This window comes from Bradyrhizobium sp. CCBAU 051011, from assembly GCF_009930815.1.
Classification (GTDB): domain Bacteria; phylum Pseudomonadota; class Alphaproteobacteria; order Rhizobiales; family Xanthobacteraceae; genus Bradyrhizobium.
The window spans coordinates 4,496,511-4,520,190 of the sequence record NZ_CP022222.1; the positions used below are offsets into that span (position 1 = coordinate 4,496,511).

Here is a 23,680-nt window from a genome sequence, read left to right on the forward strand (position 1 = left end):
TGTACTATAAGTACAGTAATTAGAGGCCCTGGAACTGCGGCTATGACAACTCGCAGCGACTATCATGTCTTCGAGGCGGGAGACGTCCTGCTCCAGTCGGGCGTCGCGTTCCCTTCGATGCAGCTCGCCTACCAGACCTATGGCACGCTGAGCGCGCGCAAGGACAATGTGATCGTCTATCCGACATCGTTCAGCGCGCAGCACTATGACACCGAATGGCTGATCCAGCGCGGCGGCGCGCTGGATCCCGATCGCTACTTCATCATCATCCCGAATCTGTTCGGCAACGGCCTGTCCTCGTCGCCGTCCAATTCCGACGTCACGCCGTTTCCGGCGATCAGCTATCACGACGCGGTCGCGGTTCAGCGCCGCCTGCTTGTGGAGCAATTCGGAATCTCGAAAATCGCGCTCGTCTATGGCTGGTCGATGGGCGGCATGCAGGCCTATCACTGGGCCGCCTGTCATCCCGATATGGTGGAGCGGGCGGCCGTCGTCTGCGGCAGCGCCAGATGTTCGCCCTATAATCACGTATTCCTTGAGGGCGTGAAGACCGCGCTCACGGCGGACCCGGCTTTCCGCGACGGCCGTTTCATCGCAAAACCTTCCGCCGGACTTCGCGCCATGGGACGCGTCTATGCGGGCTGGGCGATGTCGCATGCGTACTACCGCGACGAGGTCTGGCGCGAGGCCGGCTTTACAAGCCTCGAGGATTATCTGGCGCGCTCGTGGGACGTTGCTTTCGCCAGGCGCGACGCCAACGATCTGCTGGCGCAGATCGCCATCTGGCAGCGCGGCGATATCAGCCGGTGTGACGAATTCGGCGGCGACATCGACCGCGCGCTCGCCGCCGTCAGGGCGCGCATCCTGCTGATGCCCGGGCAGACCGATCGCTATTTCGACATGCGCGACAACGAGGCCGAACTGGGCCGGCTCGTCAATGCAAGGTCAGCCGAACTGCATCCGATTCCCTCGATCCACGGTCACCGTGCCGGAAACCCGATCAACAACGCCACAGATCGCGCTTTCATCAATGCCGAGATCTCGGCGCTGCTGCTGGCCTGAAAATCATCTATCGGAGGCGACGACGACATGAGCACTGCGATTACGGCAACAGGGGAGAAACCGCTGACGTCGGCCGAACTCCGCGAGCTTTCAGTGCGTTCGGACCTTCAAGGCGCCATTCGCACCATCAGTCACTACGGTGCGATCGCGGTGGTCGGCGCCCTGATATGGCTGGTCTCTACGACTTACGGACTGGCGTGGGCCTTGCCCCTGATCGTCGTGCAGGCCTATTTCGTGGCCTTCCTGTTCATGCCCATGCACGAAACCGCCCACAAGACTGCGTTCCGCAGCCGCGCGCTCAACCTTGTCGTCGGCCATCTGTCGGCTTTCGTGATCGCGAACCGCTATGAATATTATTGCCTGTTTCACTGGGACCATCATCGCTACACCCAGGATCCCCAGCGCGATCCGGAGCTGATCGTTGGGCCCAAGCCATCCTCTGACACGCAATTGGCGATTGCCTATACCGGCCTTGTCCAGCTCGCCGGGCGAGAGTTGTTGATGCTGCGTCACGCCTTGACCGGCAAGGTCGCGCTTCCCTGGGTTCCCGAAAGCAAGCGCCACATCGTCGTCAGGGAAGCGCGCTTGTATCTGACGGGCTATGTCCTGCTGCTGCTCGCTTCGCTCGCTTTGCACACGGCGATTCTGCTCTGGGTCTGGATCGTTCCGCTGCTTCTCGGCCAGTTGATCCTGCGTCCGTACCTTTATGCCGAGCACACCGGCTGCCACCGGACGCGCAGCGCTTTCCAGAACACCCGCACCACCTACACCGGCATGGTCATGAAGTGGTTCGCATGGAACATGCCCTATCACGTCGAGCACCACGCCTATCCGTCCATCCCGTTCCACGCGCTGCCCAAGTTGAACCGGATCGTTGATGGTCAGATCAAATTCCGGGGCAGGGGCTATCGGGCGGTGACGCGGGAGACCTGGGCCTGGTTCCGCCAGGCTCGCGTTAGTCCGGCGAGCCGCCCTAGCGATCTCTAATCATCAGGAGGGTGTCGACGAGGTTGCGAGCCTGCGCGGGCGAGATCGGCTTGATGCCGAAAATGTAGCGGTAGAACAGGCTCCCGTAGATCGCATCGTAAAGGTCTTCCGGCGCGCCTGTTGCGCCGATGCTGCCGTCCCGCTGGCCGGCCGCGATCAGTTCGATCAGCGCAGTCCGGCGATGGTCGAGATAACGCTCGTAGAAGATCTCCGCTGATCCGGTCCTGGAGATGCATTCCGAGATCACCGCGAGCTGCACCTTGCCGAACTCGCCCTGCAGCGCTTCGGCATAGGCGGCGGCGTGGCGTCTAAAGCGGGCCGCCGGCTGACCGGTGCCTGAGATCGGCAGCATCATCGACGCCTGATTCAGAAATGCGTCGATCAGAAGTGCCTCGCGCGACGGCCACCATTTATAGATGGTCATCTTCGAAACGTTCGAGTGCCGCGCAATCGCGTCGATGCTGGTGGCGGCAAGACCTGTGCTCGCCATCAGCGTATAGGCGCTTTGCAGGATTGCGTTTGTCGTTTCGGCAGAACGGGGGCGGCCGCGGCGGGCGGCCGCCGCGTCACCTTCCGTTGTCATCTTGCCCTTCGCCATCGTCCGGATTTCCAGCCCCTGAACCGGTGCGGCGCGATCGATGCGCTTGGCTACGCCACAAACGCCAGCAGCGTGCCGTTGCCTGCAGCCGGCGGCACCACAACGCCGCCGGCGCTCTTCACACCGGTCGCACCGAGCGCCTTCTCCGCCGCCGCGACGTCGGCGCCGATCACCAGACCCGCGCCGCCGCGCTCGGGCAGGCCGGCCAGCGACACGCCGGGATAGCGCTTGCCGAGTTGATCTTTCGTCAGGAACACGAAATCCGCGCGGTCGCCACCTGAGGGCACCGCGACCGCGCCATCAGTCTCGTTGCGCGTCTCGCGGTCGATCATCTTTGACAGATGCGCGGCTTCCGTGGCCGGCTCGGGCGCGACCATCAGCACCTGCTTCAGCCGTTTGGCGCCATTGGCGTGCTTCATCAGTTCGGGAATCCAAACCGTCTCGCGGGTCTTGTGCTGGCAGGCGAAGATGCGTACGCCGCCCGGCGCTTCCGCCGTCGGCCACTGAAACGTCCGGAATTTTGCTGCGGACACCGTTCCATCAGGCATCGTCACCGGCCGCTCGAAATCGGTGGGGCCGACCGGCGGATAGCCGCGCGCGCGAATTTCCTCGGCGCCTTCGGCCGAATCCACCGCCGTGAACGCAATGCGCTCGATGCCATCGCCGTTCTTTTCGAGATAGGCCCGCGCCGGAGCATTATGTTCCGTCGGCGTCAGCACGCCGAGCAATTCCATATAGTCGGGATCGAACATGATGGTGTAGTTGCCCGATCCCATATGCGCGCTGTGGGTGCCACGCGGCGACACGGTGAAGCCGAGCCGCTTGTAGTTTTCGGCGGCTTTGTCGAGATCTTTCACCATGATCACGGCGTGATCGATTCCGATGACGTTTTTGAGTGCCACTCTTTTATTTCCCTGGATGCGGTTGGGGAGCTAAACTAAGCAGAACGAAAAGGCCGCCGCAAGAAAGGATACCGATGAATACGAGCAACGTCCGCTGGCCCAATTCGCTATGGGCGGCCGTGACGCCATCAGGGCCGGAATTGCCCGAACTGACCGGCACGCAGCAGGCGGATGTCATCGTGATCGGTGGCGGTTTCACCGGCCTCTCCACTGCGCTGCATCTGCGCGAAGCGGGCGTCGATGTCGCCATCGTCGAAGCCGCGGAGCCGGGGTGGGGCGCTTCGGGGCGCAACAACGGGCAGGTGATCCCGACGCTGTCGCGGCCCGACCCTGAGGACATTGTTGCGAAGCACGGCGAGGCGGGAGAACGTTTTGTCGGCATGCTGCGCGACAGCGCGTCTTATCTGTTCGACATGACAAGGCGCCATAACATTGACGCCGAGGGAGAACAGGCCGGATGGGTTCAGCCCGTGCATTCGCCGGGCCGCATCAAGATCGCGGAGCGGCGCGTGCGCCAATGGTCGAAATTCGGCGCACCTGTTGAGCTGCTGTCGCGCGAGCAGACGCGCGATATGCTGGGCTCCGATGCGTGGTTCGGCGGCTTCTGGAACAAGACCGGCGGCCACATCAATCCGCTGGCGCTGGCCCGCGGCCTCGCGCGCGCCGTGCTTGGGTTGGGCGCACGCATCTATGCGCGCTCACCGGCCGAGAGCTTTGAGCGCCGAGGCGACCGCTGGTTAGTCAAGACGGCGAGGGGAGAGATTTCCGGCCGCGCGCTGGTCGTGGCGACCAATGCCTATAGCGGCGAGTTTTCAGAGTCGCTGGTGCCTGAGATTGCGCGCGAGGTGATGCCGGTGCTGTCCTGGCAGATGGCGACGCAGCCATTGTCCGATAATGTCCGCAAAACCATCATCCCGGGACGGCAAGCGATGTCGGACACCCATGGCGAACTCTACTTTGCGCGTTACGACGCGCGAAACCGTCTCGTCACCGGCGGCGCGGTAATCGGCCCCGGCAACAAGGTCGAGCGGATCAAGGCGCGCGTCACTGAGCGGCTGCAGCGGCTGTGGCCGCAGATCGGCGAGGTCTCGTTCGACCATGTCTGGAACGGCTATGTCGGCATGACCACGGACTTTTTGCCGCGCATCCACAAGCTCGGGCCCAACGCCTATGGCTGGACCGGCTGCAACGGCCGTGCGGTGGCGCTGACGATGCCGCTCGGCAACGAACTGGCAAAGGCCGTCCGCGGCGTGCCGCAGAACGAACTGGCGCTGCCGTTCACCGAGCCGGTACCGATCGTTGCCCACGGCGTCCTGCGCAAGCTCGCGCCGCTGATGCTGCTGGTGTATCGCCGGCGAGATGCCAGGGAGATGGCGTGATCCGAGCAGGCGAGGCGCCACTTCTCCCTCGCCCCGCTCTTGCGGGGAGAGGGAGAGAGGCCGCACCGCCGTCCTGTCATGAAGCTACACCGCCTCTGTCGCGTGCTCCCGCGCAAACTCCCCGCCTGGGATCGAGTCCAGCAGCGCCTGCGTGTACGGATGCCGTGGACTGCCGAACACCTCTGCCGCCAGCCCATGCTCCACAACTTCGCCGTCCTTCATCACCGCGACGAGGTCGCAGATTTGCGCGGCGACGCGCAGATCGTGGGTGATGAACACGATCGAGAGCCCGAGCCGCTGGCGCAGTTCCGCAAGCAGCTTCAACACCTGCGCCTGCACGGAAACATCCAGCGCGGACACCGGTTCGTCCGCGACCAGCACGTCCGGCTTCAGCGCCAGCGCACGCGCCAGGCCAATGCGCTGACGCTGGCCGCCGGAGAACTCGTGCGGATAGCGGTCGCCGGCAGAAGGATCGAGCCCGACCAGTGCGAACAGCTCCTTCGCATCAGCAATCGCCTTTGCCCGCGGCGTGCCATGCACGATCGGGCCTTGCGCCACCAACTCGGCGGCCTTGCGGCGCGGGTTGAGCGAGGCGAACGGGTCCTGAAACACCATCTGGATATGGCGCGTCTCGCGGCGAACTTCTTCGCGCGACATCTTCGCCCAGTCGTGGCCATCGAGCACGATCGATCCGGTATCGGGATCGATCAGCCGCACGATGCAGCGCGCCAGCGTCGATTTGCCCGAGCCGGATTCGCCGACGATGCCGAGCGTCGCGCCGCGGGGCAGGGTGAGCGAGACGTTCTTCACGGCAGGCGTCACCCGCGCGCCACGGCCCAAGAAGCCGCCCGTGCGGTAGGTCTTGGATACGTCCGTGATCGCCAGGATATTGTCGGTCGCCAGCACACGCGGTGGCGGCGCCTTCAGCGGCGGAACGGCAGCGATGAGCTGTTTTGTGTAGGCATGCTGCGGATGGTGCAGCACGTCGGAAGCCGTGCCCTGTTCGACGATGACGCCATGCTGCATCACCACCACGCGGTCGGCGATCTCGGCAACCACGCCGAAATCATGGGTGATGAACATGACGGCCGTCCTGCGGCGCTGCTGCAGGTCGCGGATCAGTTTCAATATCTGCGCCTGTGTGGTGACGTCGAGCGCGGTGGTCGGCTCGTCGGCAATCAGCAATTTCGGATCGAGCGCCAGCGCCATCGCGATCATGGCGCGCTGGCGTTGGCCGCCGGAGAGCTCATGCGGATAGGCCTTTGCCGCCACCTTGGGATCGGGGATGCGGACGTCTGCCAGCAGCGCCAGCACTCGCGTGTTGATTTCTGCCTTCGATAGACCGGTGTGGATCGAGAACATCTCGGCGATCTGGTCGCCGATGGTGCGGAGCGGATTGAGCGCCGTCATCGGCTCCTGGAAGATCATGGCAATGCCGTCGCCGCGCACCTCGCGCATTTCCGCAATCGACGCGGCGCAGAGGTCGCGGCCCTCGAACATGATCCGACCGTCGTCGATCGTCACCTCATTGGGCAACAGCCGCATGACGGCGTTCGCCATCATCGACTTGCCGGAACCGGATTCGCCGACCACGCAGAGGATTTCGTTGGAAGCGATTTCCAGCGACACGTCCCTGAGCGCATGTGTTCTATCGGCGCCGCCGGGCAGGCGGACGCTCAGGCGATCGAGCGAAAGGATGGTCTCGTGCTCGCTCATCGGCCCTTCAGCCTCGGATTGAGCGCGTCGTTGAGGCCCTGGCCGACCAGCGACACCGCGAGCACGGTGACGAGGATGGCAATCCCGGGGATTGCCGAGACATACCATTGCACGCGAAGTACATCGCGCCCCAAGCCGATCAGGTTGCCCCACGACGCCACGTTGGGGTCGGATAGCCGCAGGAAGGCGAGCGCGCTCTCCAGCAGGATTGCGACCGCCATCACCACGCTGGCATAGACGATGACCGGCGGCAGCGCATTGGGCAGGATCTCCCGGAAAATGAGCTGGATGTTCTTCATGCCGAGCGTCCGGCCGGCCTGGACGAACTCGCGGCTGCGCAAGGACAGGAACTCGGCGCGGGTCAGCCGCGCCGGCGCCGGCCACGACACCACGCCGACCGCGATGGTGACGGTGGTCAGCGTCGAGCCGAACACCGCGACCAGCACCAAGAGCAGCACGAAGTTCGGCAGCGTCTGGAACGCCTCGGTGATCCGCATCAGCACATTGTCGACCCAGCCGCCATAATAGCCGGCGAAGGCGCCGACGAGGATACCGATCAGGATCGCGATGGCCGTAGCGACGCCGCCGATCAGAAGCGATATCCGCGCGCCGTAGAAAATTTGGGCGGCGATATCGCGGCCGGAATTGTCGGTGCCGAGCAGGAAGCGCGGGTTGGAGAACGGCCACACCAGCGGACGTCCGGCGAGCGCCAGCGGATCACGCGGATAGAACCAGCCGGCCGAGATTGCCATCGCGATCACGATCACGAGCAGGATCAGGCCGGCGACGGCGGCGGGGCTTCGGAAATAGCGCTTGACCGCATCCATCGCGCTAGCCCTCAGCCGTAATGCGCGGATCGAGCCGCGCATAGATGAGATCGACGATGAAATTCACTGATATGACGAGCAGCGCCGAGACGAACACGATGCCGAGTAGCGTGTTGAGGTCGCGTTGCACCACCGATTCATAGGCGAGCCGCCCGAGCCCCGGCAGCGAGAACACGCTTTCGACCACTACCGAGCCGCCCAGCATGGTCCCGGCCTGCAGGCCGATCAGCGTCACCATCGGCAACAGCGCATTGCGCAGCACGTGCCGCGTCACCACCCGCGTCTCGTCGAGGCCTTTGGCGCGCGCCGTACGGACGTAGTCGAGGTTGAGCACCTCCAGCATCGAGGCGCGCATGATGCGCAAATAGATCGCCAGGAAGATCAGCCCAAGCGTCAGCGTCGGCAGCACTAGATGGCTGGCGATATCGAGCACGCGCCAGATGCCGGTCCGCATCGTTCCGATATCCTCGAAACCGCCGGGCGGCAGCCATTGCAGGTAGACCGAAAACACCACGATCGCCATCAGCCCGAACCAGAACGAGGGCGTCGCATAGAAGATCAGGCCGAGCGTCGAGATCAGCGTGTCCGGCCAGCGGTTGACGCCGCGGGCGGCGATGACGCCGAACACCAGCCCGAAGAAGAACGCGAACGACAGCGACGCGGTCATCAGAAGAATCGTCGGCGGCAGCCGCTCGATAATCACGGACGCCACCGGTTTGCCGTAGATCGAGGAAAAGCCGAGATCGAGCCGCACCAGCCGCCACAGGTAATTGCCGAGCTGGGCCGGGATCGAGAGATCGAGGCCGTAGAACTTGCGCAGCTCCCGGGCGGTCGCGGCATCGCCGCCGCCCATCTGCGCCATCATGGCGTCGACGGTGTCGCCCGGCGCGAACTGCAGCAGCAGGAACACGCCGATCAGGATCAGGACAAGAGTCGGGATCGAGGCGGCGAGCCGCCGCCCCGCAAGGGTCAGGATACGCATACGCCTATTCTGACGGAGATAAGGTCATGCGGAAAGCCAAAGATCGTGCCAGCTCGTCGAACCCCAGCGCGGGGTGTTGGAGTGGTTGCGCGCCTTTGCCGTGATCGTGGTGAGGAAAATCTGCTCGATCGGCATCCAGACCGGCAGCTCGGTATTCACCTCCTTGACGAACTGGGCATACAGCGCCTTGCGCTTGGCTGGATCGACTTCAGTCGCAGCGTCGTCGATGGTCTTGTCGACGTTCTTGTCTTCCCAGCCCCACTGGTTGGTCCACGGTGCGCCCTTCGGCTGGCCGGAGCGATACCAGACCGTGGTCGAGACCGCGGGGTCGTTGCGGTACTGGTGCCAGCCGGTGGCGATGTCGAAGGCGTGCTCGTCATAGACCTGCTTGAGGAAGCCGCCGCCATCGTTGCGCACGATCTCGACGGGAATGCCGATCTCGCCCAGCGATTGCTGGATGAAGGTCGACCACAGCGAGATGTCCTCGCCCCATGGGGCGGGCAGCAGCCTGAGCGAGAAGCGCGCGCCGCCACGTGCCGCCTTGAAGCCGGCTTCGTCCAGCAGCGCGGCGGCCTTGGCCTTGTCGTACGGATATTGCGGCGTGTTCGCTCCCGGATAGAAGTCGGTCGAGGTCGACGGGATCGGGCCGGTGCCGAGCTTGGCGAAATCGCCAAGGAAGTTTTCGATGAAGAACGGCACGTTGATCGCATGGGCGATGGCGCGGCGAACCCTGATGTCGGACAGCTCCTTGCGGCGGAAGTTGAACTCCAGCGTGTTGGTCCGCGCGTTGCCTTCATTGCCCTTGGTGGAGACGATGAAGCGCTTGTCCTTGCCGAGGCGAGCGAGATCCGAGAGCGTAAGGCTCGAGAATGGCGCGTAGTGAAGTTCGCCGGCTTCCATTTGCGCCGCCGCCGCTGCGCGATCGGTGATCACCTTCCACACGATGCGATCGAGGTAGGGCGCGTTGGGCCGCCAGTAATTCTCGTTGCGGTCGGCGATGATGTATTGCCCGCGCTCATATTTGACGAATTTGAACGGCCCGGTGCCGACAGGAGCAAGATTGGTCGGGTTCTGCCTGATATCGCCACTCTCATAGAGGTGCTTGGCCGAGACATAGCCGAGGTCGGGCAGGGCGCGCAGCAGCAGGTTCAGCGGCATCGGCCGCTCGTATTTAAAGATTGCGGTGTGCGGATCAGGCGTTTCGACCGCGGTCAGGAACAGCTGCAGCGTCGATCCGTAATTGAGGATCTTCTTCCACATGTTCATGGCGGTGAATTCGACGTCGGCCGAGGTGAACGGCTTGCCGTCGTGCCAGGTGATGCCCTTGCGTAGCTTGAAGGTCACGGTCTTGCCGTCGGGGGTGGCTTCCCAGCTCTCGGCGAGCACGCCGACCGGCTGGCCGCTGGCATCAAGATCGACCAGGTTTTCCTGGATCTTGCCGCTGATGATGTAGACGCCGGTGGAAGCCTGGATGCTCGGGTTGAGCTGGCGCTGCTCGGCGGCGTAATGGACGTTGAACACGCCGCCCTTGCGCGGCGCTTCCTGGGCGAAGGCCCGCATCGGATTAATGACGTTGGCCGCGATGGCCGCCGACGTCAGCAGCGCGGTGCGGCGATTGATCTCAAGGCGCGTCAAATCCATGCGAAGTCTCCGAAGGTGATATTGATGGCGAACCATTAAGGCGCCCGCCTTAGGGGCGATTTTACGATGGAACGCCAACGCGAGTCATTTTCAAATCAACGCGCAGGGCGGAAAATCCTTCCTGAAAACAAGGTGCTTACCGGCCGATCAGTCTGCGCATTTTGTCCTGCCAGAAGGCAAATCGCGGCTCGCTCCGATAGAGGTGGAAAGGGGAGAGCAGCCCGGGATTGTCCTGAAACGGGACCTCAGAGTGCGCAGAATCCCCCTAAAAATAGGCTCCGGAGGCTTCCGATGTTAAAAAAACCCGGAAAAATTGGACGAATCACTGCAACTCGACTAGCGAGATAGTTGTGCAGATTGTCGAAAGCCCTATTTTCTAGGCGTTTTTCGCCATATCGTCGCCTGTGCCAGAATCAATGGAGCAACCATGGCCACCCAAATGTCTAAGTCGCAGCTGATCGAGAAGATCGCGACCACCACCGAACTTTCGAAGAAAGAGGTCAAGAACGTGATGGACACGCTCGTTGACGTCGGTCACAAGGAGCTCAAGAAGAACGGGCTATTCCTCGTTCCTGGCTTCGCGAAGTTCGTCGTGGTCAAGAAGCCCGCGACCAAGGCTCGGAAGGGCACCAACCCCTTCACGGGCGAGGAAATGATGTTCAAGGCCAAGCCGGCCCGCAAGATCGTCCGGGCCCGCCCGGTCAAGGCTGCCAAGGACGCGGTCTAAGAATCTCTCCCTCTCCCCGTTCTTCACGGGGAGAGGGTTGGGGTGAGGGGCGGCCTCCGCAAACTCTTTGAAAGAGGTGTTCGTGGAGAGTCCCCTCACCCGAAATTCAAGCTGTGCTTGAATTTCGACCTCTCCCCGCAGGCGGGGCGAGGTGATTTGAGTGTGCCGCGCCCTTCGCGCCAGATGCGCTACACCACCGGCGACCGGCCGCCATCGACATTGATGGCGGTGCCGGTGATGAACGATCCCTGCTCGGAGGCGAGGAAGCAGGCGAGGTTCGCAAATTCCTCCGCCGTGCCGATGCGCCCCAGTGGGGTGCCCTTGGCGAGGTTTTTCGCAAACACCTCGAAATCCGTGTCCGGCGCCTGCGCCGCGTGCCGCTTCACCCATTGATCGCTCATGATCAGGCCGACCAGCATGGCGTTGACCAGAATGTTGTGCTCGCCGCCTTCGCTTGCCATCACCTTGGTCAGCGCCATGCCGGCCGCCCGCGATACCGAGGTGGGGGCCGAGGACGCCGCCGGCGCCTTGGCGTAGGTATTGAGCACGTTGATGATGCGGCCCCATTTGCGCGCCTTCATATCGGGCCAGACCAGCCGGCTGAAACGGATCGCGGCGAATAGTTTGAGGTCGAGGTCTTCCTGCCACGCCTCGTCGGAAATGTTCTCGAACGCCATCGTCCGCGCCGTGCCCGCATTATTGATCAGGATGTCGACCGGGCCGAGGTCGCCGACAATCTTCTCGTGCGCCTTGGAGATGTCCGACGCCTTCGAGACATCGCAGACATAGTCGCGCACCGCGAGCCCGTCCTTGGCGAGCAACTCCCGCGCCGCTTTCAGGTCGGCCGCGCCGCGTGCGAGGATCGCAACCTTGGCGCCGGAGGCGGCGAATTGCCTTGCGACCGCGAGGCCGATGCCCTTGCTGCCACCGGTAACGACGGCGACTCTGTCCTTGATCGTGACTTGCATGTGGTTCTGCCTGTGAATTGAGCGGGAACTGGTCGAGTGAACTTATTGTTGCCGTGCCTCGTCGCCGCGTCAACGCGCTCTCACATAATGACGAACGCGTGAGCGCCGGAAATACCGTGCGGTTCAACAGGCATCTTCGAAAAGGATTTTCCCTGTTTGCCGCCGCTCGCAATGGCAAATTTGCTATTTTCGAAAGCGCCTTGTCGGGTTCGGCGGCCGGTCCAAAATCTAACAGAACAACAATGGAGTCCAGGAGAACACCATGGGCCTGCAGCAAGCCAAACTCGAATCGCTTCCCTTCGTCACCGCCGAACTGAACTATCTCGCGCCCGTCGTGGGAAAGCCTCGCACCTACGCCTTCGATCCGCCGCCGGGCGAACCCAAATCCACCGCGCTGCCTGAGCCCCACAACGTTCCGATCTTCGACGCGCGCCTGATCGCCGCAAATCTATCGCTGGACCGCGAAGGCTTTTCGCTGGTCCGCCATCCCACCATCGTCAAGGACTTCTACGACGATAAGGAAGTGCGAAACGTCTACTATCCCGCCGTCGAAGCCTTCCTGAAGGCGACGCTGAAGGCGGATCGCGTCTTCATCTTCGACCACACCGTTCGCAAGCGCGTCGAGGGCGCCGCCGACATCAGAGGCGCCGGGCCGCGCCAGCCGGCCACGCGGGTCCATGTCGACCAGACCGATAAATCAGGCGCCAACCGCGTTCGCGAACATCTGCCCGAGGAGGCCGACGAGCTTCTGAAGGGACGCGTGCAGGTCATCAATGTCTGGCGGCCGATCCGGGGACCGCTGCGCGATGCGCCGCTGGCGATGTGCGACGGCCAGACCGTCGAGGCGGGTGATCTCGTCGCTTCCGACCTGATCTATCCGAACCGCAGCGGCGAAACCTATTCGGTGAAATACAATCCGAACCATCGCTGGTACTACATTCCGGAAATGCGGACCGACGAGGCGCTGCTGTTGAAGTGCTACGATTCCGCAACCGACGGCCGCACGCGGTTCGGGCCGCACACCGCCTTCATCGATCCGACCACGCCTGCCGATGCGCCGCCGCGCGAGAGCATCGAGCTGCGGACGCTGGTGTTCCATAGGAACTGATCGCCGCAAGGTGGGCGGATTCGCGTTCCCACCCCATTGGTGATACCTCGCCCCCCAGACAGTTTTGGGGCGAGACGGGTTCATGGACGGCAAGGCCGATAGCGCGGATGGCAACTTCCGCGCCCTGATTTTTGCGCTGCTGGCGCTGGCCTGCGGCCACATGCTGTCGACGCTGCTGCGGACCATTCCGGCCATCAGCCTCGACGTAATGGCCGCCGATTTCAGAACGCCGCCGCAGACGCTGGCGAGCCTCACCTCGATCTATCATTTCGCCTTCGCGGCCTCGCAGATCCCGGTCGGCGCCGCGATGGATCGCTTCGGCGTCCGCCCGGTTTCCTTGAGCCTGCTCGTGGGAACCATCATCGGCGCGCTGGCCTCGGGACTGGCGACGGGGCCGGAGAGCTTTCTGGTTGGCCAGTTCCTGCTCGGCGTCGCCACCTCGGGCATGCTGATGTGCCCGATGACGCTGGCGGCGAAGCAGATGTCGGCGGCGCGCTTCGGCCTGTGGTCCGGCATCATCCTCTCGATCGGCAATATCGGCATGCTGCTGTCGGCGAGCCCGCTGGCTTTCGTCGTCGAGCATTTTGGCTGGCGGATGGGATTCTGGATTTCCGCCGGCTTCGGCGCCGCCGTAGCGCTCGCGGTGTTCGCGCTGGTGCCGAAACAACCGGCCGCGCATGCCGATCCATCCTCGCCGCTGTCGCAAATGGCCGAAGTGCTTCGTATCGGGCTGTCGCGGCCGCTGCGAGGTCTGATCGGGTTGGCGCTGGTCTCGCTGGCGGCCTCGCTGGTGTTGCGGGGATTGTGGGGTGGGCCATGGCTGATGGAGATCAAGGCGCTCGGCCGCATCGAGGCCGGCAATGCGCTTGGCCTGTTCACGCTGGCGCTGATCGCCGGCCCCGTGCTGATGGGGATTGTCGATCGCAGCATCGGCCATCGCCGCGAGATGCTCGCCGCCACGCATTCCCTTGCCGCGTTGTTGCTGGCACTGATGGCGGCCGGCGCGCCGCATTATCCGCTGTCGGAACTGCTCGGATTGAAGGCCGTGCCGGCGCCAATCGACGGCGTGCTGTTAGTCCTGATCGGCATCGCGATATCGACGCAGCCACTGCTGTTCGGCATGACACGGCAAATGGCGGGGGCGCAGAACGCCGGCAAGGCGCTCTCCGCCATCAACCTCGCGTTCTTCCTCGGCGCAGCGCTGATGCAATCGGCCACCGGCGTGGTGGCGACGATCTTCGGCCTTCCCGCAGTGCTGCTATTCATGGCCGCGACCTTGATCATCGGGACGATTGTGTTTTTGATGTACACCTGACCCCTTTGGGAAATGGCACATGTACCCGGATCCTGACTCGTCATCGCAGAAAATGTACGACCGCGCGCTGGCGAGCCTGCCCGGCGGCAACACGCGAACGACCGTGTTCATGAAGCCCTATCCGATCTATGCCGCGCGCGGGGAGGGCTGCCGGGTCTGGGATCTCGACGGCAACGTCTATATCGACTGCATCAACAATTTCACCTCGCAGATTCACGGCCACGCGCATCCCGCGCTGGTGAAGGCGGCGACCGCGCAACTGGCGCTCGGCTCGGCATTCGGCCTGCCGACCGCGTCCGAGGTCGATCTCGCTGAACTCTTGGCGTCGCGATTGCCGTCCGTCGATCAGGTGCGGTTTGCCAATTCCGGCACCGAGGCCGTGATGATGGCGCTGAAGGCGGCGCGCGCGCATACTGGCCGTCCCAAGATCGCCAAATGCGAAGGTGCCTATCACGGCTCCTATGATTACGCCGAGGTGAGCCTCGATCCGACACCGGAAGCCTGGGGCCGCAACGCGCCGGTCTCGGTCGCCTATGCCAAGGGCACGCCCGACAACGTGTTGGCCGATGTCGTCACCATTCCCTTCAACGACACCGAAGCGGCCGTCAGCCTGATCCGCGAGCATGGGCGCGAACTCGCCTGTGTGCTGGTCGATCCCATGCCCAACCGTGCCGGTCTGGCGCCGGCTGACCGGGCCTATCTGGAGGCGCTGCGCAAAGTGACGCGCGAGGTTGGCGCGCTGCTGATCTTCGACGAAGTCATCACGTTCCGCCTCGGCTATCGCGGTGCGCAGGGTATCTGGAACATCGACCCAGATCTCACCACGCTGGGAAAGATCATCGGCGGCGGTTTTCCGGTCGGCGCGATCGGCGGCCGCAGCGATGTCATGGCGGTATTCGATCCGCGCGCAGGCAAGCCGGCGCTGCCGCATGGCGGCACGTTCTCCGCCAATCCGGTGACGATGCGCGCCGGGATCGTTGCGATGGAACTGCTCGACGAGGCCGCCTTTGCGCGGCTCGATGCGATGGGCGAGGCGGTTCGCTCCGGCATCGACGCCGCATTCAGGCGCCACGGTGTGCCCGGCGGCACGGTCGGACTCGGCTCCTTGCTCAAGATTCACTTCGCCGACGGGCCAGTCCGCGACTATCGCTCAGCCTACCTGAGCGAGGAGGAGGCGCGGCGCCAGACAGTATTCTTCCGCGCATTTATCAATCGCGGCGTGCTGTCCGCGGGCAATGGCTTGATGGCGTTGTCGACCCCGATGACGGATGCCGATATCCATGCCATCATCGATGCGGCGTCGGGCGCGCTCGAAGAAGTCGCAAGGACGTTGTGACCATCAAGCTGTGGGATGGGTGGAGCGAAGCGATACCCATCATGTGCAGACATCATGCACTGCCCGTGTTAGTGATGGGTTTCGCAAGGGCTCAACCCATCCTACGAATAGACGCCTACGAATGTCCGCCAAGATCGATCCCATCACGCGCTCCGTCGTCCAGCACCGTCTCAGTTCGATCGTGAAAGAGATGGGCGAGGCCATGCTTCGCACCTCCTATTCGCAGATCCTCAACTCCAGCCGCGACTTTTCGTTGGCGATCTGCGACACCAGCGCACGGCTGATCGCGCAGGCGGATCACCTGCCGGTCCATGTCGGCGCGCTGCCCTGGGCGACGCTCGCGGTCGAGGAACGCTTCAAGGACGTAGCGCAGGGCGACGTCTTCCTGCTCAACGATCCCTATTATGGCGGCAGCCATCTGCCCGATCTCACCGCCTTCGTCCCGGTCTTCGCCGACGGCAAGCGTCTGCTCTGGACAATCGTGCGCGCGCACCAGAGCGATATCGGCGGCGCCACCCACGGCGCCTATAATCCCGCCGCGACCGAGATCTTTCAGGAAGGCCTGCGCGTTCCGCCGATCAAATTGTATGAAGCCGGCAAGCTGCGCGACGATCTGCTTGATCTCCTGGCGCTGAACATTCGCAACCCCCGCGAATTCCGCGGCGACCTTGCCGCAATGCTGGGCGCGGCGCATCTCGGCGAGCGTCGGCTGTCGCGTTTGTTTTCGGAGTTCGGGGCACCGGTGGTCGAAGCCGCCGTCGAGGCGATCCTCGATGCAACGGAGCAGCAGACGAGGGCGGTGGTTTCGACGTGGAAGGACGGCGTATTCCACGGCGAGGCATTTCTCGATGACGACGGCCATGGCCGCACCGACATCCGCATTGCCGCGAAGGTGACCAAGAAGGGCAGCGACGTCGAGGTCGATCTCTCCGATTCCGATCCGCAATCCACCAGCTTTGTGAACTCCTCGCACGCCAACATGCAGGCCGCCGTCGCGATGGCGTTCGCCTATCTAATCGACGCCGAGATTCCCAAAAACACCGGCGCGTTGCGGCCGCTGAAGGTGATCGCAAAGCAGGGCACGGTGGTGTGGGCCGATCCCGGCCGGCCGGTGACGCTGTGCACCAGCCACCCCTCCAATGAAATCGTCGAGGCGATCGTGAAGGCGCTGTCCGCGTCCTGTCCGGAGCGCGCAATGGCCGGCTGGAGCCGGCGCTTTCGCATCGCGATCCAGGGCGAAGATCCGCGCACCGGAAAGAATTTCATCTGGCACCTGTTTCAGGCGCGGCCCGGCGGCGGCGCGTCGTCGGGCGGCGACGGCTGGTCGTCGATCGGCGAGTGGCACTCGGTTGGCGGGCTCAAATTCGGCAGTCTCGAAGTCGCCGAAGTGCGCTTTCCCCTGCATTTCCGCACCCATGAATTCCGCCCCGGCTCGGGCGGCGACGGCCAGCATCGCGGCGGTCTCGGCGTGTCGCTCGATCTGGTGCTGGAGACGGCAAAGCCCGCAAAGGGCAACACCGCCGGCGACGGCGCACGCCACGGTCCCTGCGGTATGCTCGGCGGCGAGGATGGTAAGCCGCACCAATATCGTCTCTTGTCCGAAGGCCGCGAGCCGCGCGTGTTGCGCACCAAGGAGGTCGGCATCGAGTTGCACCCCGGCGATTGCCTTGAGATACGATCCTCCGGCGGCGGCGGCTGGGGGCCGCCCGCCAAGCGATCGGAAGAGGCCCGCCGTCGCGACCGCGAGCAGGGCATGACCGAAGTCCCGGCGGAGCAGCGTAGCTAATCATGTTCAGGATAGGCGTTGACGTCGGCGGGACCTACACTGATCTCGTGGCTACCGACGAGAGCGGGCGAACCGTGTTTGCAAAATCCCCGTCCACCCCGGCGGATCAATCGATCGGCGTGATGGCAGGACTTGAGGAGCTGGCGCGGCGTCTGAATGTCACGCGCGCCGAAATGCTCGCCGCGACCGATCGCCTCGTGCACGGCACCACGGTTGCTACCAATGCGCTCCTGGAGCGCAAGGGCGCCAAGGTTGCGCTTATTACCACTGAAGGCCATCGCGACGTCATCGAGATGCGCGAGGGCCTCAAGCCGGACCGCTACGACCTGCGCTCGCCGCCGCCGGCGCCGCTGGTGCCGCGCGATCTGCGCTTCGGTGTGAAAGAGCGGCTCAAGGCCAACGGCGAGATTCTGATTCCGCTCGAGGCGACATCGCTCGACGACGCCATAGCCGGGATCAAGCGATCAGGCGCGACCTCAGTCGCGGTGTGCTTCTTGCATTCCTATCTCAATCCCGTTCACGAACTCGCCGCCGTCGAGCGGCTGAAGCAGGCGCTGCCTGGCATCAGCATCTCCCGCTCCAGCGACGTGCTACCGCAGATCAAGGAGTATGAGCGCGTCTCGACCACGATCGTGAACGCCTATGTCGAGCCGATCGTACGGCGCTATCTGACCAATCTCGAAACGCGGCTCGGCGAGGCCGGCTTCAAGGGCAGCCTCTTTGTCGTGCTCTCGCATGGCGGCATGGCGCCCGTTGAAGAAGCCTCGCAGCTTGCCGCGGGCACCGTGCTGTCGGGACCCGCGGGCGGCATGTCCGGCGGGCGCCGCTGTTCTGATCTGGTCGGCATTCCCGACCTGGTGCCGTTCGACATGGGCGGCACCTCGACCGACATCTCGCTGATCTCCGGCGGGCAGGCGTCGCTATCCGCCGACGGCATGCTGGCCGGCCAGCGCATCGCGCTGCGCAGCCTCGACATTGCCAGCATCGCGGCGGGCGGCGGCTCGATCGCCAGCGTCGATGGCAGCCGCACGCTGAGAGTCGGCCCGGAGAGCGCGGGCTCGGTGCCGGGCCCGGCCTGCTATGGCAATGGCGGCGAGGCCGCGACGGTTACCGACGCCAATGTCGTACTCGGCTATCTCGATGCCTCAGCCTTCATGGGGGGAAAACGCCCGCTCGACCGCGCAGCGTCGGAAGCGGCGGTCGATCGCATCGCTGCCGCGATGGAGCTGTCGCGCATCGAGGCCGCCGCCGGCATCTACCGCATGATCAATTTGAACATGGCCGACGGAATCCGCCTGATGACGCTGCGTCGCGGCGTCGATCCCAGACGCTTCGCGCTCCTGAGTTTCGGCGGCGCGGCCGGCCTGCACGCGGCGGAAGTGGCGCGTGAGCTCGAGATCAAGCGCATCATCGTGCCGACGGTGGCTTCCGTGCTGTCGGCCTGGGGCATGCTGACAAGCGATCTCCGCTACGAAGTCAGCCGCACGCATTACGGCGCCGGTGCGCGCATCACCGCCGATGAAGTGCGCGAGCTGTTCGCCGGGCTGGAACAGCAGGCCGCCGGCAGGCTGCGCTCGTGGTTTAGCGGAAAGATTTCAATCGAACGCTCCGCCGAGATGCGCTACGGCGAACAGATTTTTGAGATCGACGTCTCGCTCGATGGCCTCGACTGGAACGCCGTCGATCTCGTCGAGCGGATCGAGGACCGCTTTCATATCAGGCACGAGGAACTGTACACCTACGCCTCGCGCGGCCAGGAAGTCGTCTTCGTCAACGCCCGCGTCGCCGCCGTCGGTGAAGTCGCGCGGCTGGATGAGGGCGCGCGGGAGGCCGCGGCATCCAACGCCTGTTCGCCACGCGGCAAACGCCAAGCCTTCTTCGGCGGCTGGCGCGAAGTGCCGGTCTACGCACTCGATGAACTGCGGCCGGGGCATACCCTGACCGGTCCGGCCATCATCGAAGCTGAGACCACGACCGTGCTGGTCGACACCGGCGACCGCGTCACGGTCAATCCGTTGGGATGGCTGGATATTTTGTTGCGCTGATCGCGGGCCAACATTTCATTTTCAATGGCCCCGCTTTCGGCGCTATCATCGTGATTGCTGGGTGGCGTCTCCCGCGAGCTTGGCGTTCGAGGCCGCGTCGATGAGAACAAGAATAAAATGGCTGCTACCAACCTTCTTCGCCGCATTGTTGTTGGCCGCCCTGCAGCCGGCCCGGGCTGCCGGCGTCACCGACACCGAAATCCGCATCGGCAACATCATGCCCTATACCGGACCGCTGGCCGCGTTCGCTTCGATCGGCCGGGCGGAAGCCGCCTATTTCGACATGATCAATGAGCGCGGCGGCATCAACGGACGCAAGATCAAATTCATCTCGCGCGACGACAGCTCAAACCCGAGAACCGCGATCGAGCAGACCCATGAGCTTGTCGAACAGGAGCGCGTGCACCTGATGTTCGGCTCGTTCGGCACGCCGAGCAATCTGGCGACTCGAACCTATCTCAATGAGAGAAGTATCCCGCAGCTTTTCGTCGCCTCCGGCGATGAGGAATGGGCGCATCCGAAGCGGTTTCCGTGGACGATGGGCTGGCAGCCGACGTTCCGCGCCGAGGGCCGGATCTATGCCAATTACATCCAGGCCGCCTATCCGAGCCGGAAGATCGCCGTGCTCTGGCAGAACGATCAGTTCGGCCGCGATCTGTTCCGGGGATTGCAGGAGGGGCTCGGCTTCACGGCCAACATGATCGTAGCCGACATCGCCATCGAAGCGGATATGTCGATCGATACCCAGGTTGAAATCCTGAAGAACTCCGGCGCTGAAGTGCTCGTGCTCAATTGCGCGCCGCCGATCTCGGCGCGCGCCATCCGCAGGGCGGCCGAATTGGGCTGGCATCCGCAGCTCGTGCTGGTCAACGCGGCAGCGTCGATCGCGAACGCGCTGAGACCGGCCGGGCTGCAGAATTCCGTCGGCGTGATCTCCACTTCGTTCCTGAAGGATGCCAGCGACACCACCTGGAAAGATGATTCTGCCATCAAGGAGTGGCTGGCGTTCATGGACAAGTATTATCCCGATGGCGACAAGGAAGACAGCAACGCCATCTTCGGCTACGCGGCCGCTGAGACTCTGGCTCGGGTATTGACCCAGTGCGGCGATGACCTGTCGCGCGAGAACATCATGCGGCAGGCGGCGTCGCTGCGAAACTACCAGAGCACGGTCGCCTTCCCGGGAATAACGATAAACACCGGGCCGTCCGACTTCCATCCGATCGAGCAGATGCGGCTGGTGCAGTTCGACGGCAATGCCTGGCAGCCGATCGGCGACGTGATCGAGAGCGCGTTTCTGGGCGCGCCGGGAGATAAGTGAGTGTAGGGTGGGCAAAGCGTAGCGTGCCCACCATCTCTCCGATTGCGCAAACTGAATGGTGGGCACGCTTCGCTTTGCCTACCCTACGAAGTCTCTCCGTCATGGCCGGGCTTGACCCGGCCATCCACGTCTGGCTTGCCGATAGATCGAGAAGGCATGGATGCCCGGGTCAAGCCCGGGCATGACGACCGTGAGAGCGCTGGCAAATCTCGCCGCCTACTTCTTCTGCCCGTAATTCAGCAGCCCGCCCTTGCTCTTCGGCGGATGCGCGCGCAGGCCCTCTTCGTTGGGCTCGATGCCCCAGCCCGGGCGGTCCGGCATCACCAGGTGACCGTCGACGATCTCGGGCACGTGCGTGAACAGCTCATGGTCCCAGGCGAGGCGATCGATATCGGTCTCCATGATGCGCAGATTTGGCACAGCCGCCGAGAAATGCGCGTTCATCATGGTACAGAGATGGCCGTAGAAATTGTGCGGGGCCACGTTGACCTCGAAATGTTCGGCGGCAGCGGCAATCTTCATCGATTGCCACACGCCGTTCCATGGCGTGTCGACGATGGCGACGTCCATCGCCTGTTCGTTGAAGTAGGGCAGGAACTCGCGCAGGCCCAGCAGCGTTTCGCAGGATGAGATCGGGTGCGGGCTCTGGCGGCGGATATAGCCCAGCGCCTGCGGGTTGAAGGTGTCGATCTCCACCCAGAACAGATCCATGTCCTTGATGGCGCGCAAAATCTTCAGGTAGCCCTCGGTCTTGGCATTGAAGTTGAGGTCGAGCAGCAGATCGACATCGGGACCGGCGCCGTCGCGGATCGCTTCCAGGTGCGTGCAGAGATTGCGCAACACGGTGCGGTCGACATTGAGCTCGGGTTCGAACGGCGAGCCGAAGCCGGGCCGCCAGCCCTGCGGCTTGCCGTCGGTGTAGACGAAGATGTTGGTCTTCATCGCCGTAAAACCTTTTTCGCGCACCTCGCGGCCGATCGATTTGACGCCGTCGAGATCGGTAATCGCCGGCTTGAACCAGTCGGGATGGTTGATGCGCCAGGTCGCGCAATGCGACCAGTAGACCCGGATGCGGTCGCGGATCTTGCCGCCGAGCAGTTCGTAGCAGGGCACGCCCAGCGCCTTGGCCTTGACGTCGAGCAGCGCGTTCTCGATCGCCCCTAACGCCAGCGCCACCACGCCGCCCGCGGCCGGCCGCGTCGCCGCAAACAGCTCCACGTAGATCCGCTCATGCTGAAACGCATTCTTGCCGACCACGCGCGCGCCAAGCCGCTCGATCGCCGTGGTCACGCCGGGCGCGCCGAAGCCTTCGTCATACTCGCTCCAGCCGACGATGCCGTCCTCGGTCGTGATCTTGACGAAGTGGTAGTTCCGCCATCCGGCGTCGCAGGCAAGCGTTTCGACGCTGCGCACGGTCGTGGCCTTTTTCATGATTTCCTGCCCCGGGGCTTGTTGTTGTGGTTGGTCCGATAACAACAACGGATCGGTGGGGTGTCAATTGCAGGGCAGCGCATGAGGCAGAGCATGGCCTGCATGGTTCGAGACTCACGAAGCGTGGTCTCCACTTTTCGTCATGGCCGGGCACAGCCGTCTGAAGGACGGCGTCGCTTCCGCTCGCCTATGACCCAGCCATCCACGTCTTTCTTGCTTGTGTCGAACAAGAACGTGGATGCCCGGACATCTAGTGCGAAGACGCGCTTCGCGCTTCTGCCCGGGCATGACGGAGACTTCTACGCCTCCGGCCGAAACAGCGTCGCCTTCCGCCGCTCGAACACCTGCCGCCCGTTCTTGAATCCCATCAGCACGTCGGGCAATTCCGCAATCGCATTGGTCCCGCTGTCGGTATCGAGGACGATCAGGTCCGCCGGGTTGCCCGGCGCGATGCCATAGTTCCGCAGGTTCATCAGCCGTGCCGGCAGTTCCGTGACGAGATCGAGGCAGGCGTCAAACTCGCTGATCCCGGCATGCGCGACATTGGCGTAAAAGTTCGCCATCCGCAGCAGCGAGGCGTCGCCGAACGGCGTGAACGGATTGAGCACGTTGTTGGTCGCGACCGAACAGACAACGCCGTCCTCGACCAGCTTGTGCGCCACTGTCAGTCCGCGCGGTACATTGTGCGCGGCATCACGGCCCATCAGGTACAGATCGGTCGCGGGTAGCACAGTCACCGCGACGCCGGATTTGGCCAGCCGCGCCGCCGCCGCCTTCAGCCGGTCCGGCGGCAGCGCCGACAATTTGGTGGCGTGGCCGATCGCGACGCGGCCCTGATAGTTGCGCCGCTCGGTCTGCCGGCAGACTTCTTCGAGATGCCACCACGACGGATCGAGATCGAAATCGAGATGCAGGTCGACATCGATGTCGAACTGCTGCGCCAGGTCGAATACCTTTTCGAGATGCGCGTTCGGGTCGGTGTCCATATAGGGACAGCCGCCGATCGCCTCGCCGCCATCGCGCAGCGCCGCGATCAACAATTCCTCGGCGCCGGGATCGTTGGTCAGGCCTTCCTGCGGGAACACGCAGATCGAGAGATCGATCGCCCAGGCATAGTCGCGTTTCAGCGCTTTCACCGCCTCGAAGCCGCGCAAGCCGATGCGTGGATCGATTTCCACATGGGTGCGCATCCGCGTCGTGCCATGCACGATGGCGCGTTCGATCACCCGCGCGCCGCGGGCATAGACGTCTTCCACCGTGAAGTTGCGCTTCATGGCGGCGACCGCGGCAATAGCTTCACCGACGCTGCCATGGTTGTGCCCGCAGCGGCCGAGCAGGCAGGCCTTGTCCAGGTGAATATGGGTGTCGACGAAACCGGGCAGCACCAGCCTGCCGCCGACGTCGATCTCGGCGGTGTCGCAGGCTAGCCGTGGCCCGATGGCGGCAATGCGCCCGCCGGCAACGCCGATATCGACCGGCGTCGCTGCGGCCCGGGTCTTGGCGTTGCGGAAGATCAGATCGAAGGCGGTTTTCGCGGTCATCGGGCGTC

Annotated in this window: 19 protein-coding genes; 10 read left to right on the forward strand and 9 right to left on the reverse strand. The window is 63.8% G+C overall.

Annotated elements, in window-relative coordinates:
- The first annotated feature begins 42 nt into the window (after positions 1 to 42).
- A complete protein-coding gene (locus ACH79_RS21160; protein ID WP_161852710.1) occupies positions 43 to 1,062 on the forward strand; it encodes an alpha/beta fold hydrolase in 1,020 nt (339 codons plus the stop codon).
- 27 nt (positions 1,063 to 1,089) lie between these two features.
- Positions 1,090 to 2,049, forward strand: coding sequence for a fatty acid desaturase (locus ACH79_RS21165; RefSeq protein ID WP_161852711.1), 960 nt, complete (start codon positions 1,090 to 1,092; stop codon positions 2,047 to 2,049).
- Here ACH79_RS21165 and ACH79_RS21170 read toward each other — a convergent pair.
- Both ACH79_RS21170 and ACH79_RS21175 read right to left on the reverse strand, forming a co-directional pair.
- Positions 2,036 to 2,647 (reverse strand): TetR/AcrR family transcriptional regulator, encoded by a 612-nt coding sequence (locus ACH79_RS21170; RefSeq protein ID WP_161852712.1) that lies wholly within the window; start codon positions 2,645 to 2,647, stop codon positions 2,036 to 2,038. The genes ACH79_RS21165 and ACH79_RS21170 overlap by 14 nt on opposite strands.
- A 50-nt stretch (positions 2,648 to 2,697) precedes the next feature.
- Positions 2,698 to 3,549, reverse strand: coding sequence for a VOC family protein (locus ACH79_RS21175; RefSeq protein WP_161852713.1), 852 nt, complete (start codon positions 3,547 to 3,549; stop codon positions 2,698 to 2,700).
- Positions 3,550 to 3,623: 74 nt separating this feature from the next.
- Here ACH79_RS21175 and ACH79_RS21180 point away from each other — a divergent pair, with 74 nt between their 5' ends.
- Positions 3,624 to 4,928: an FAD-binding oxidoreductase gene (locus ACH79_RS21180; protein ID WP_161852714.1), complete on the forward strand. Its 1,305-nt coding sequence runs from the start codon at positions 3,624 to 3,626 to the stop codon at positions 4,926 to 4,928.
- 84 nt (positions 4,929 to 5,012) lie between these two features.
- On the opposite strand, the gene ACH79_RS21185 is transcribed toward ACH79_RS21180, so the two are convergent.
- From ACH79_RS21185 to ACH79_RS21200, 4 genes are read right to left on the reverse strand one after another with little or no spacing between them, the layout of a single operon-like run.
- A complete protein-coding gene (locus ACH79_RS21185) occupies positions 5,013 to 6,644 on the reverse strand; it encodes an ABC transporter ATP-binding protein (RefSeq protein WP_161852715.1) in 1,632 nt (543 codons plus the stop codon).
- Positions 6,641 to 7,471: an ABC transporter permease gene (locus tag ACH79_RS21190; protein ID WP_161852716.1), complete on the reverse strand. Its 831-nt coding sequence runs from the start codon at positions 7,469 to 7,471 to the stop codon at positions 6,641 to 6,643. Before ACH79_RS21190 ends, ACH79_RS21185 begins: the two co-directional genes overlap by 4 nt.
- Positions 7,472 to 7,475: 4 nt before the next feature.
- Positions 7,476 to 8,453, reverse strand: a complete 978-nt coding sequence (locus ACH79_RS21195; RefSeq protein WP_161852717.1) for an ABC transporter permease — start codon at positions 8,451 to 8,453, stop codon at positions 7,476 to 7,478.
- 24 nt (positions 8,454 to 8,477) lie between these two features.
- Positions 8,478 to 10,094 (reverse strand): ABC transporter substrate-binding protein, encoded by a 1,617-nt coding sequence (locus ACH79_RS21200; protein WP_161852718.1) that lies wholly within the window; start codon positions 10,092 to 10,094, stop codon positions 8,478 to 8,480.
- A 427-nt stretch (positions 10,095 to 10,521) separates the two neighbouring features.
- On the opposite strand from ACH79_RS21200, the gene ACH79_RS21205 reads away from it, so the two are divergent.
- Positions 10,522 to 10,821: an HU family DNA-binding protein gene (locus tag ACH79_RS21205; RefSeq protein ID WP_028347431.1), complete on the forward strand. Its 300-nt coding sequence runs from the start codon at positions 10,522 to 10,524 to the stop codon at positions 10,819 to 10,821.
- 188 nt (positions 10,822 to 11,009) lie between these two features.
- On the opposite strand, the gene ACH79_RS21210 is transcribed toward ACH79_RS21205, so the two are convergent.
- The gene (locus tag ACH79_RS21210; RefSeq protein WP_161852719.1) at positions 11,010 to 11,789 is read right to left on the reverse strand and encodes an SDR family oxidoreductase; all 780 of its coding nucleotides are present in this window, start codon (positions 11,787 to 11,789) and stop codon (positions 11,010 to 11,012) included.
- 262 nt (positions 11,790 to 12,051) lie between these two features.
- Between ACH79_RS21210 and ACH79_RS21215 the strand changes: the two genes are divergently transcribed.
- From ACH79_RS21215 to ACH79_RS21240, 6 genes are all read left to right on the forward strand, one after another.
- Positions 12,052 to 12,897 (forward strand): CmcJ/NvfI family oxidoreductase, encoded by an 846-nt coding sequence (locus tag ACH79_RS21215; protein ID WP_161852720.1) that lies wholly within the window; start codon positions 12,052 to 12,054, stop codon positions 12,895 to 12,897.
- 82 nt (positions 12,898 to 12,979) lie between these two features.
- A complete protein-coding gene (locus ACH79_RS21220; protein WP_161852721.1) occupies positions 12,980 to 14,212 on the forward strand; it encodes an MFS transporter in 1,233 nt (410 codons plus the stop codon).
- A gap of 19 nt (positions 14,213 to 14,231) precedes the next feature.
- The gene (locus ACH79_RS21225) at positions 14,232 to 15,548 is read left to right on the forward strand and encodes an aspartate aminotransferase family protein (RefSeq protein ID WP_161852722.1); all 1,317 of its coding nucleotides are present in this window, start codon (positions 14,232 to 14,234) and stop codon (positions 15,546 to 15,548) included.
- A 121-nt stretch (positions 15,549 to 15,669) separates the two neighbouring features.
- Positions 15,670 to 17,334 carry a hydantoinase B/oxoprolinase family protein gene (locus ACH79_RS21230; protein WP_161852723.1) on the forward strand — a complete coding sequence of 555 codons (1,665 nt, stop codon included), beginning with the start codon at positions 15,670 to 15,672 and terminating at the stop codon, positions 17,332 to 17,334.
- Positions 17,335 to 17,336: 2 nt separating this feature from the next.
- The gene (locus tag ACH79_RS21235) at positions 17,337 to 19,379 is read left to right on the forward strand and encodes a hydantoinase/oxoprolinase family protein (RefSeq protein WP_161852724.1); all 2,043 of its coding nucleotides are present in this window, start codon (positions 17,337 to 17,339) and stop codon (positions 19,377 to 19,379) included.
- Positions 19,380 to 19,479: 100 nt separating this feature from the next.
- Positions 19,480 to 20,700: an ABC transporter substrate-binding protein gene (locus tag ACH79_RS21240; RefSeq protein ID WP_161852725.1), complete on the forward strand. Its 1,221-nt coding sequence runs from the start codon at positions 19,480 to 19,482 to the stop codon at positions 20,698 to 20,700.
- Positions 20,701 to 20,916: 216 nt separating this feature from the next.
- Here the strand turns inward: ACH79_RS21240 and ACH79_RS21245 are convergent, their stop codons facing one another.
- Together ACH79_RS21245 and ACH79_RS21250 are read right to left on the reverse strand one after the other, a co-directional pair.
- Positions 20,917 to 22,131, reverse strand: coding sequence for a mandelate racemase/muconate lactonizing enzyme family protein (locus ACH79_RS21245; RefSeq protein WP_161852726.1), 1,215 nt, complete (start codon positions 22,129 to 22,131; stop codon positions 20,917 to 20,919).
- Positions 22,132 to 22,430: 299 nt separating this feature from the next.
- The gene (locus tag ACH79_RS21250; RefSeq protein WP_161852727.1) at positions 22,431 to 23,672 is read right to left on the reverse strand and encodes an amidohydrolase family protein; all 1,242 of its coding nucleotides are present in this window, start codon (positions 23,670 to 23,672) and stop codon (positions 22,431 to 22,433) included.
- Between the last annotated feature and the right edge of the window lie 8 nt (positions 23,673 to 23,680).

What these genes read in the sequence shown, in the direction of transcription:
- ACH79_RS21160 (WP_161852710.1), top strand. Translation starts at nt 43, where the DNA reads ATGACAACTCGCAGCGACTATCATGTCTTCGAGGCGGGAGACGTCCTG.
- ACH79_RS21165 (WP_161852711.1), top strand. Translation starts at nt 1,090, where the DNA reads ATGAGCACTGCGATTACGGCAACAGGGGAGAAACCGCTGACGTCGGCC.
- ACH79_RS21170 (WP_161852712.1), bottom strand. Translation starts at nt 2,647, where the DNA reads ATGGCGAAGGGCAAGATGACAACGGAAGGTGACGCGGCGGCCGCCCGC.
- ACH79_RS21180 (WP_161852714.1), top strand. Translation starts at nt 3,624, where the DNA reads ATGAATACGAGCAACGTCCGCTGGCCCAATTCGCTATGGGCGGCCGTG.
- ACH79_RS21185 (WP_161852715.1), bottom strand. Translation starts at nt 6,644, where the DNA reads ATGAGCGAGCACGAGACCATCCTTTCGCTCGATCGCCTGAGCGTCCGC.
- ACH79_RS21190 (WP_161852716.1), bottom strand. Translation starts at nt 7,471, where the DNA reads ATGGATGCGGTCAAGCGCTATTTCCGAAGCCCCGCCGCCGTCGCCGGC.
- ACH79_RS21195 (WP_161852717.1), bottom strand. Translation starts at nt 8,453, where the DNA reads ATGCGTATCCTGACCCTTGCGGGGCGGCGGCTCGCCGCCTCGATCCCG.
- ACH79_RS21200 (WP_161852718.1), bottom strand. Translation starts at nt 10,094, where the DNA reads ATGGATTTGACGCGCCTTGAGATCAATCGCCGCACCGCGCTGCTGACG.
- ACH79_RS21205 (WP_028347431.1), top strand. Translation starts at nt 10,522, where the DNA reads ATGGCCACCCAAATGTCTAAGTCGCAGCTGATCGAGAAGATCGCGACC.
- ACH79_RS21210 (WP_161852719.1), bottom strand. Translation starts at nt 11,789, where the DNA reads ATGCAAGTCACGATCAAGGACAGAGTCGCCGTCGTTACCGGTGGCAGC.
- ACH79_RS21215 (WP_161852720.1), top strand. Translation starts at nt 12,052, where the DNA reads ATGGGCCTGCAGCAAGCCAAACTCGAATCGCTTCCCTTCGTCACCGCC.
- ACH79_RS21220 (WP_161852721.1), top strand. Translation starts at nt 12,980, where the DNA reads ATGGACGGCAAGGCCGATAGCGCGGATGGCAACTTCCGCGCCCTGATT.
- ACH79_RS21225 (WP_161852722.1), top strand. Translation starts at nt 14,232, where the DNA reads ATGTACCCGGATCCTGACTCGTCATCGCAGAAAATGTACGACCGCGCG.
- ACH79_RS21230 (WP_161852723.1), top strand. Translation starts at nt 15,670, where the DNA reads ATGTCCGCCAAGATCGATCCCATCACGCGCTCCGTCGTCCAGCACCGT.
- ACH79_RS21235 (WP_161852724.1), top strand. Translation starts at nt 17,337, where the DNA reads ATGTTCAGGATAGGCGTTGACGTCGGCGGGACCTACACTGATCTCGTG.
- ACH79_RS21240 (WP_161852725.1), top strand. Translation starts at nt 19,480, where the DNA reads ATGAGAACAAGAATAAAATGGCTGCTACCAACCTTCTTCGCCGCATTG.
- ACH79_RS21245 (WP_161852726.1), bottom strand. Translation starts at nt 22,131, where the DNA reads ATGAAAAAGGCCACGACCGTGCGCAGCGTCGAAACGCTTGCCTGCGAC.
- ACH79_RS21250 (WP_161852727.1), bottom strand. Translation starts at nt 23,672, where the DNA reads ATGACCGCGAAAACCGCCTTCGATCTGATCTTCCGCAACGCCAAGACC.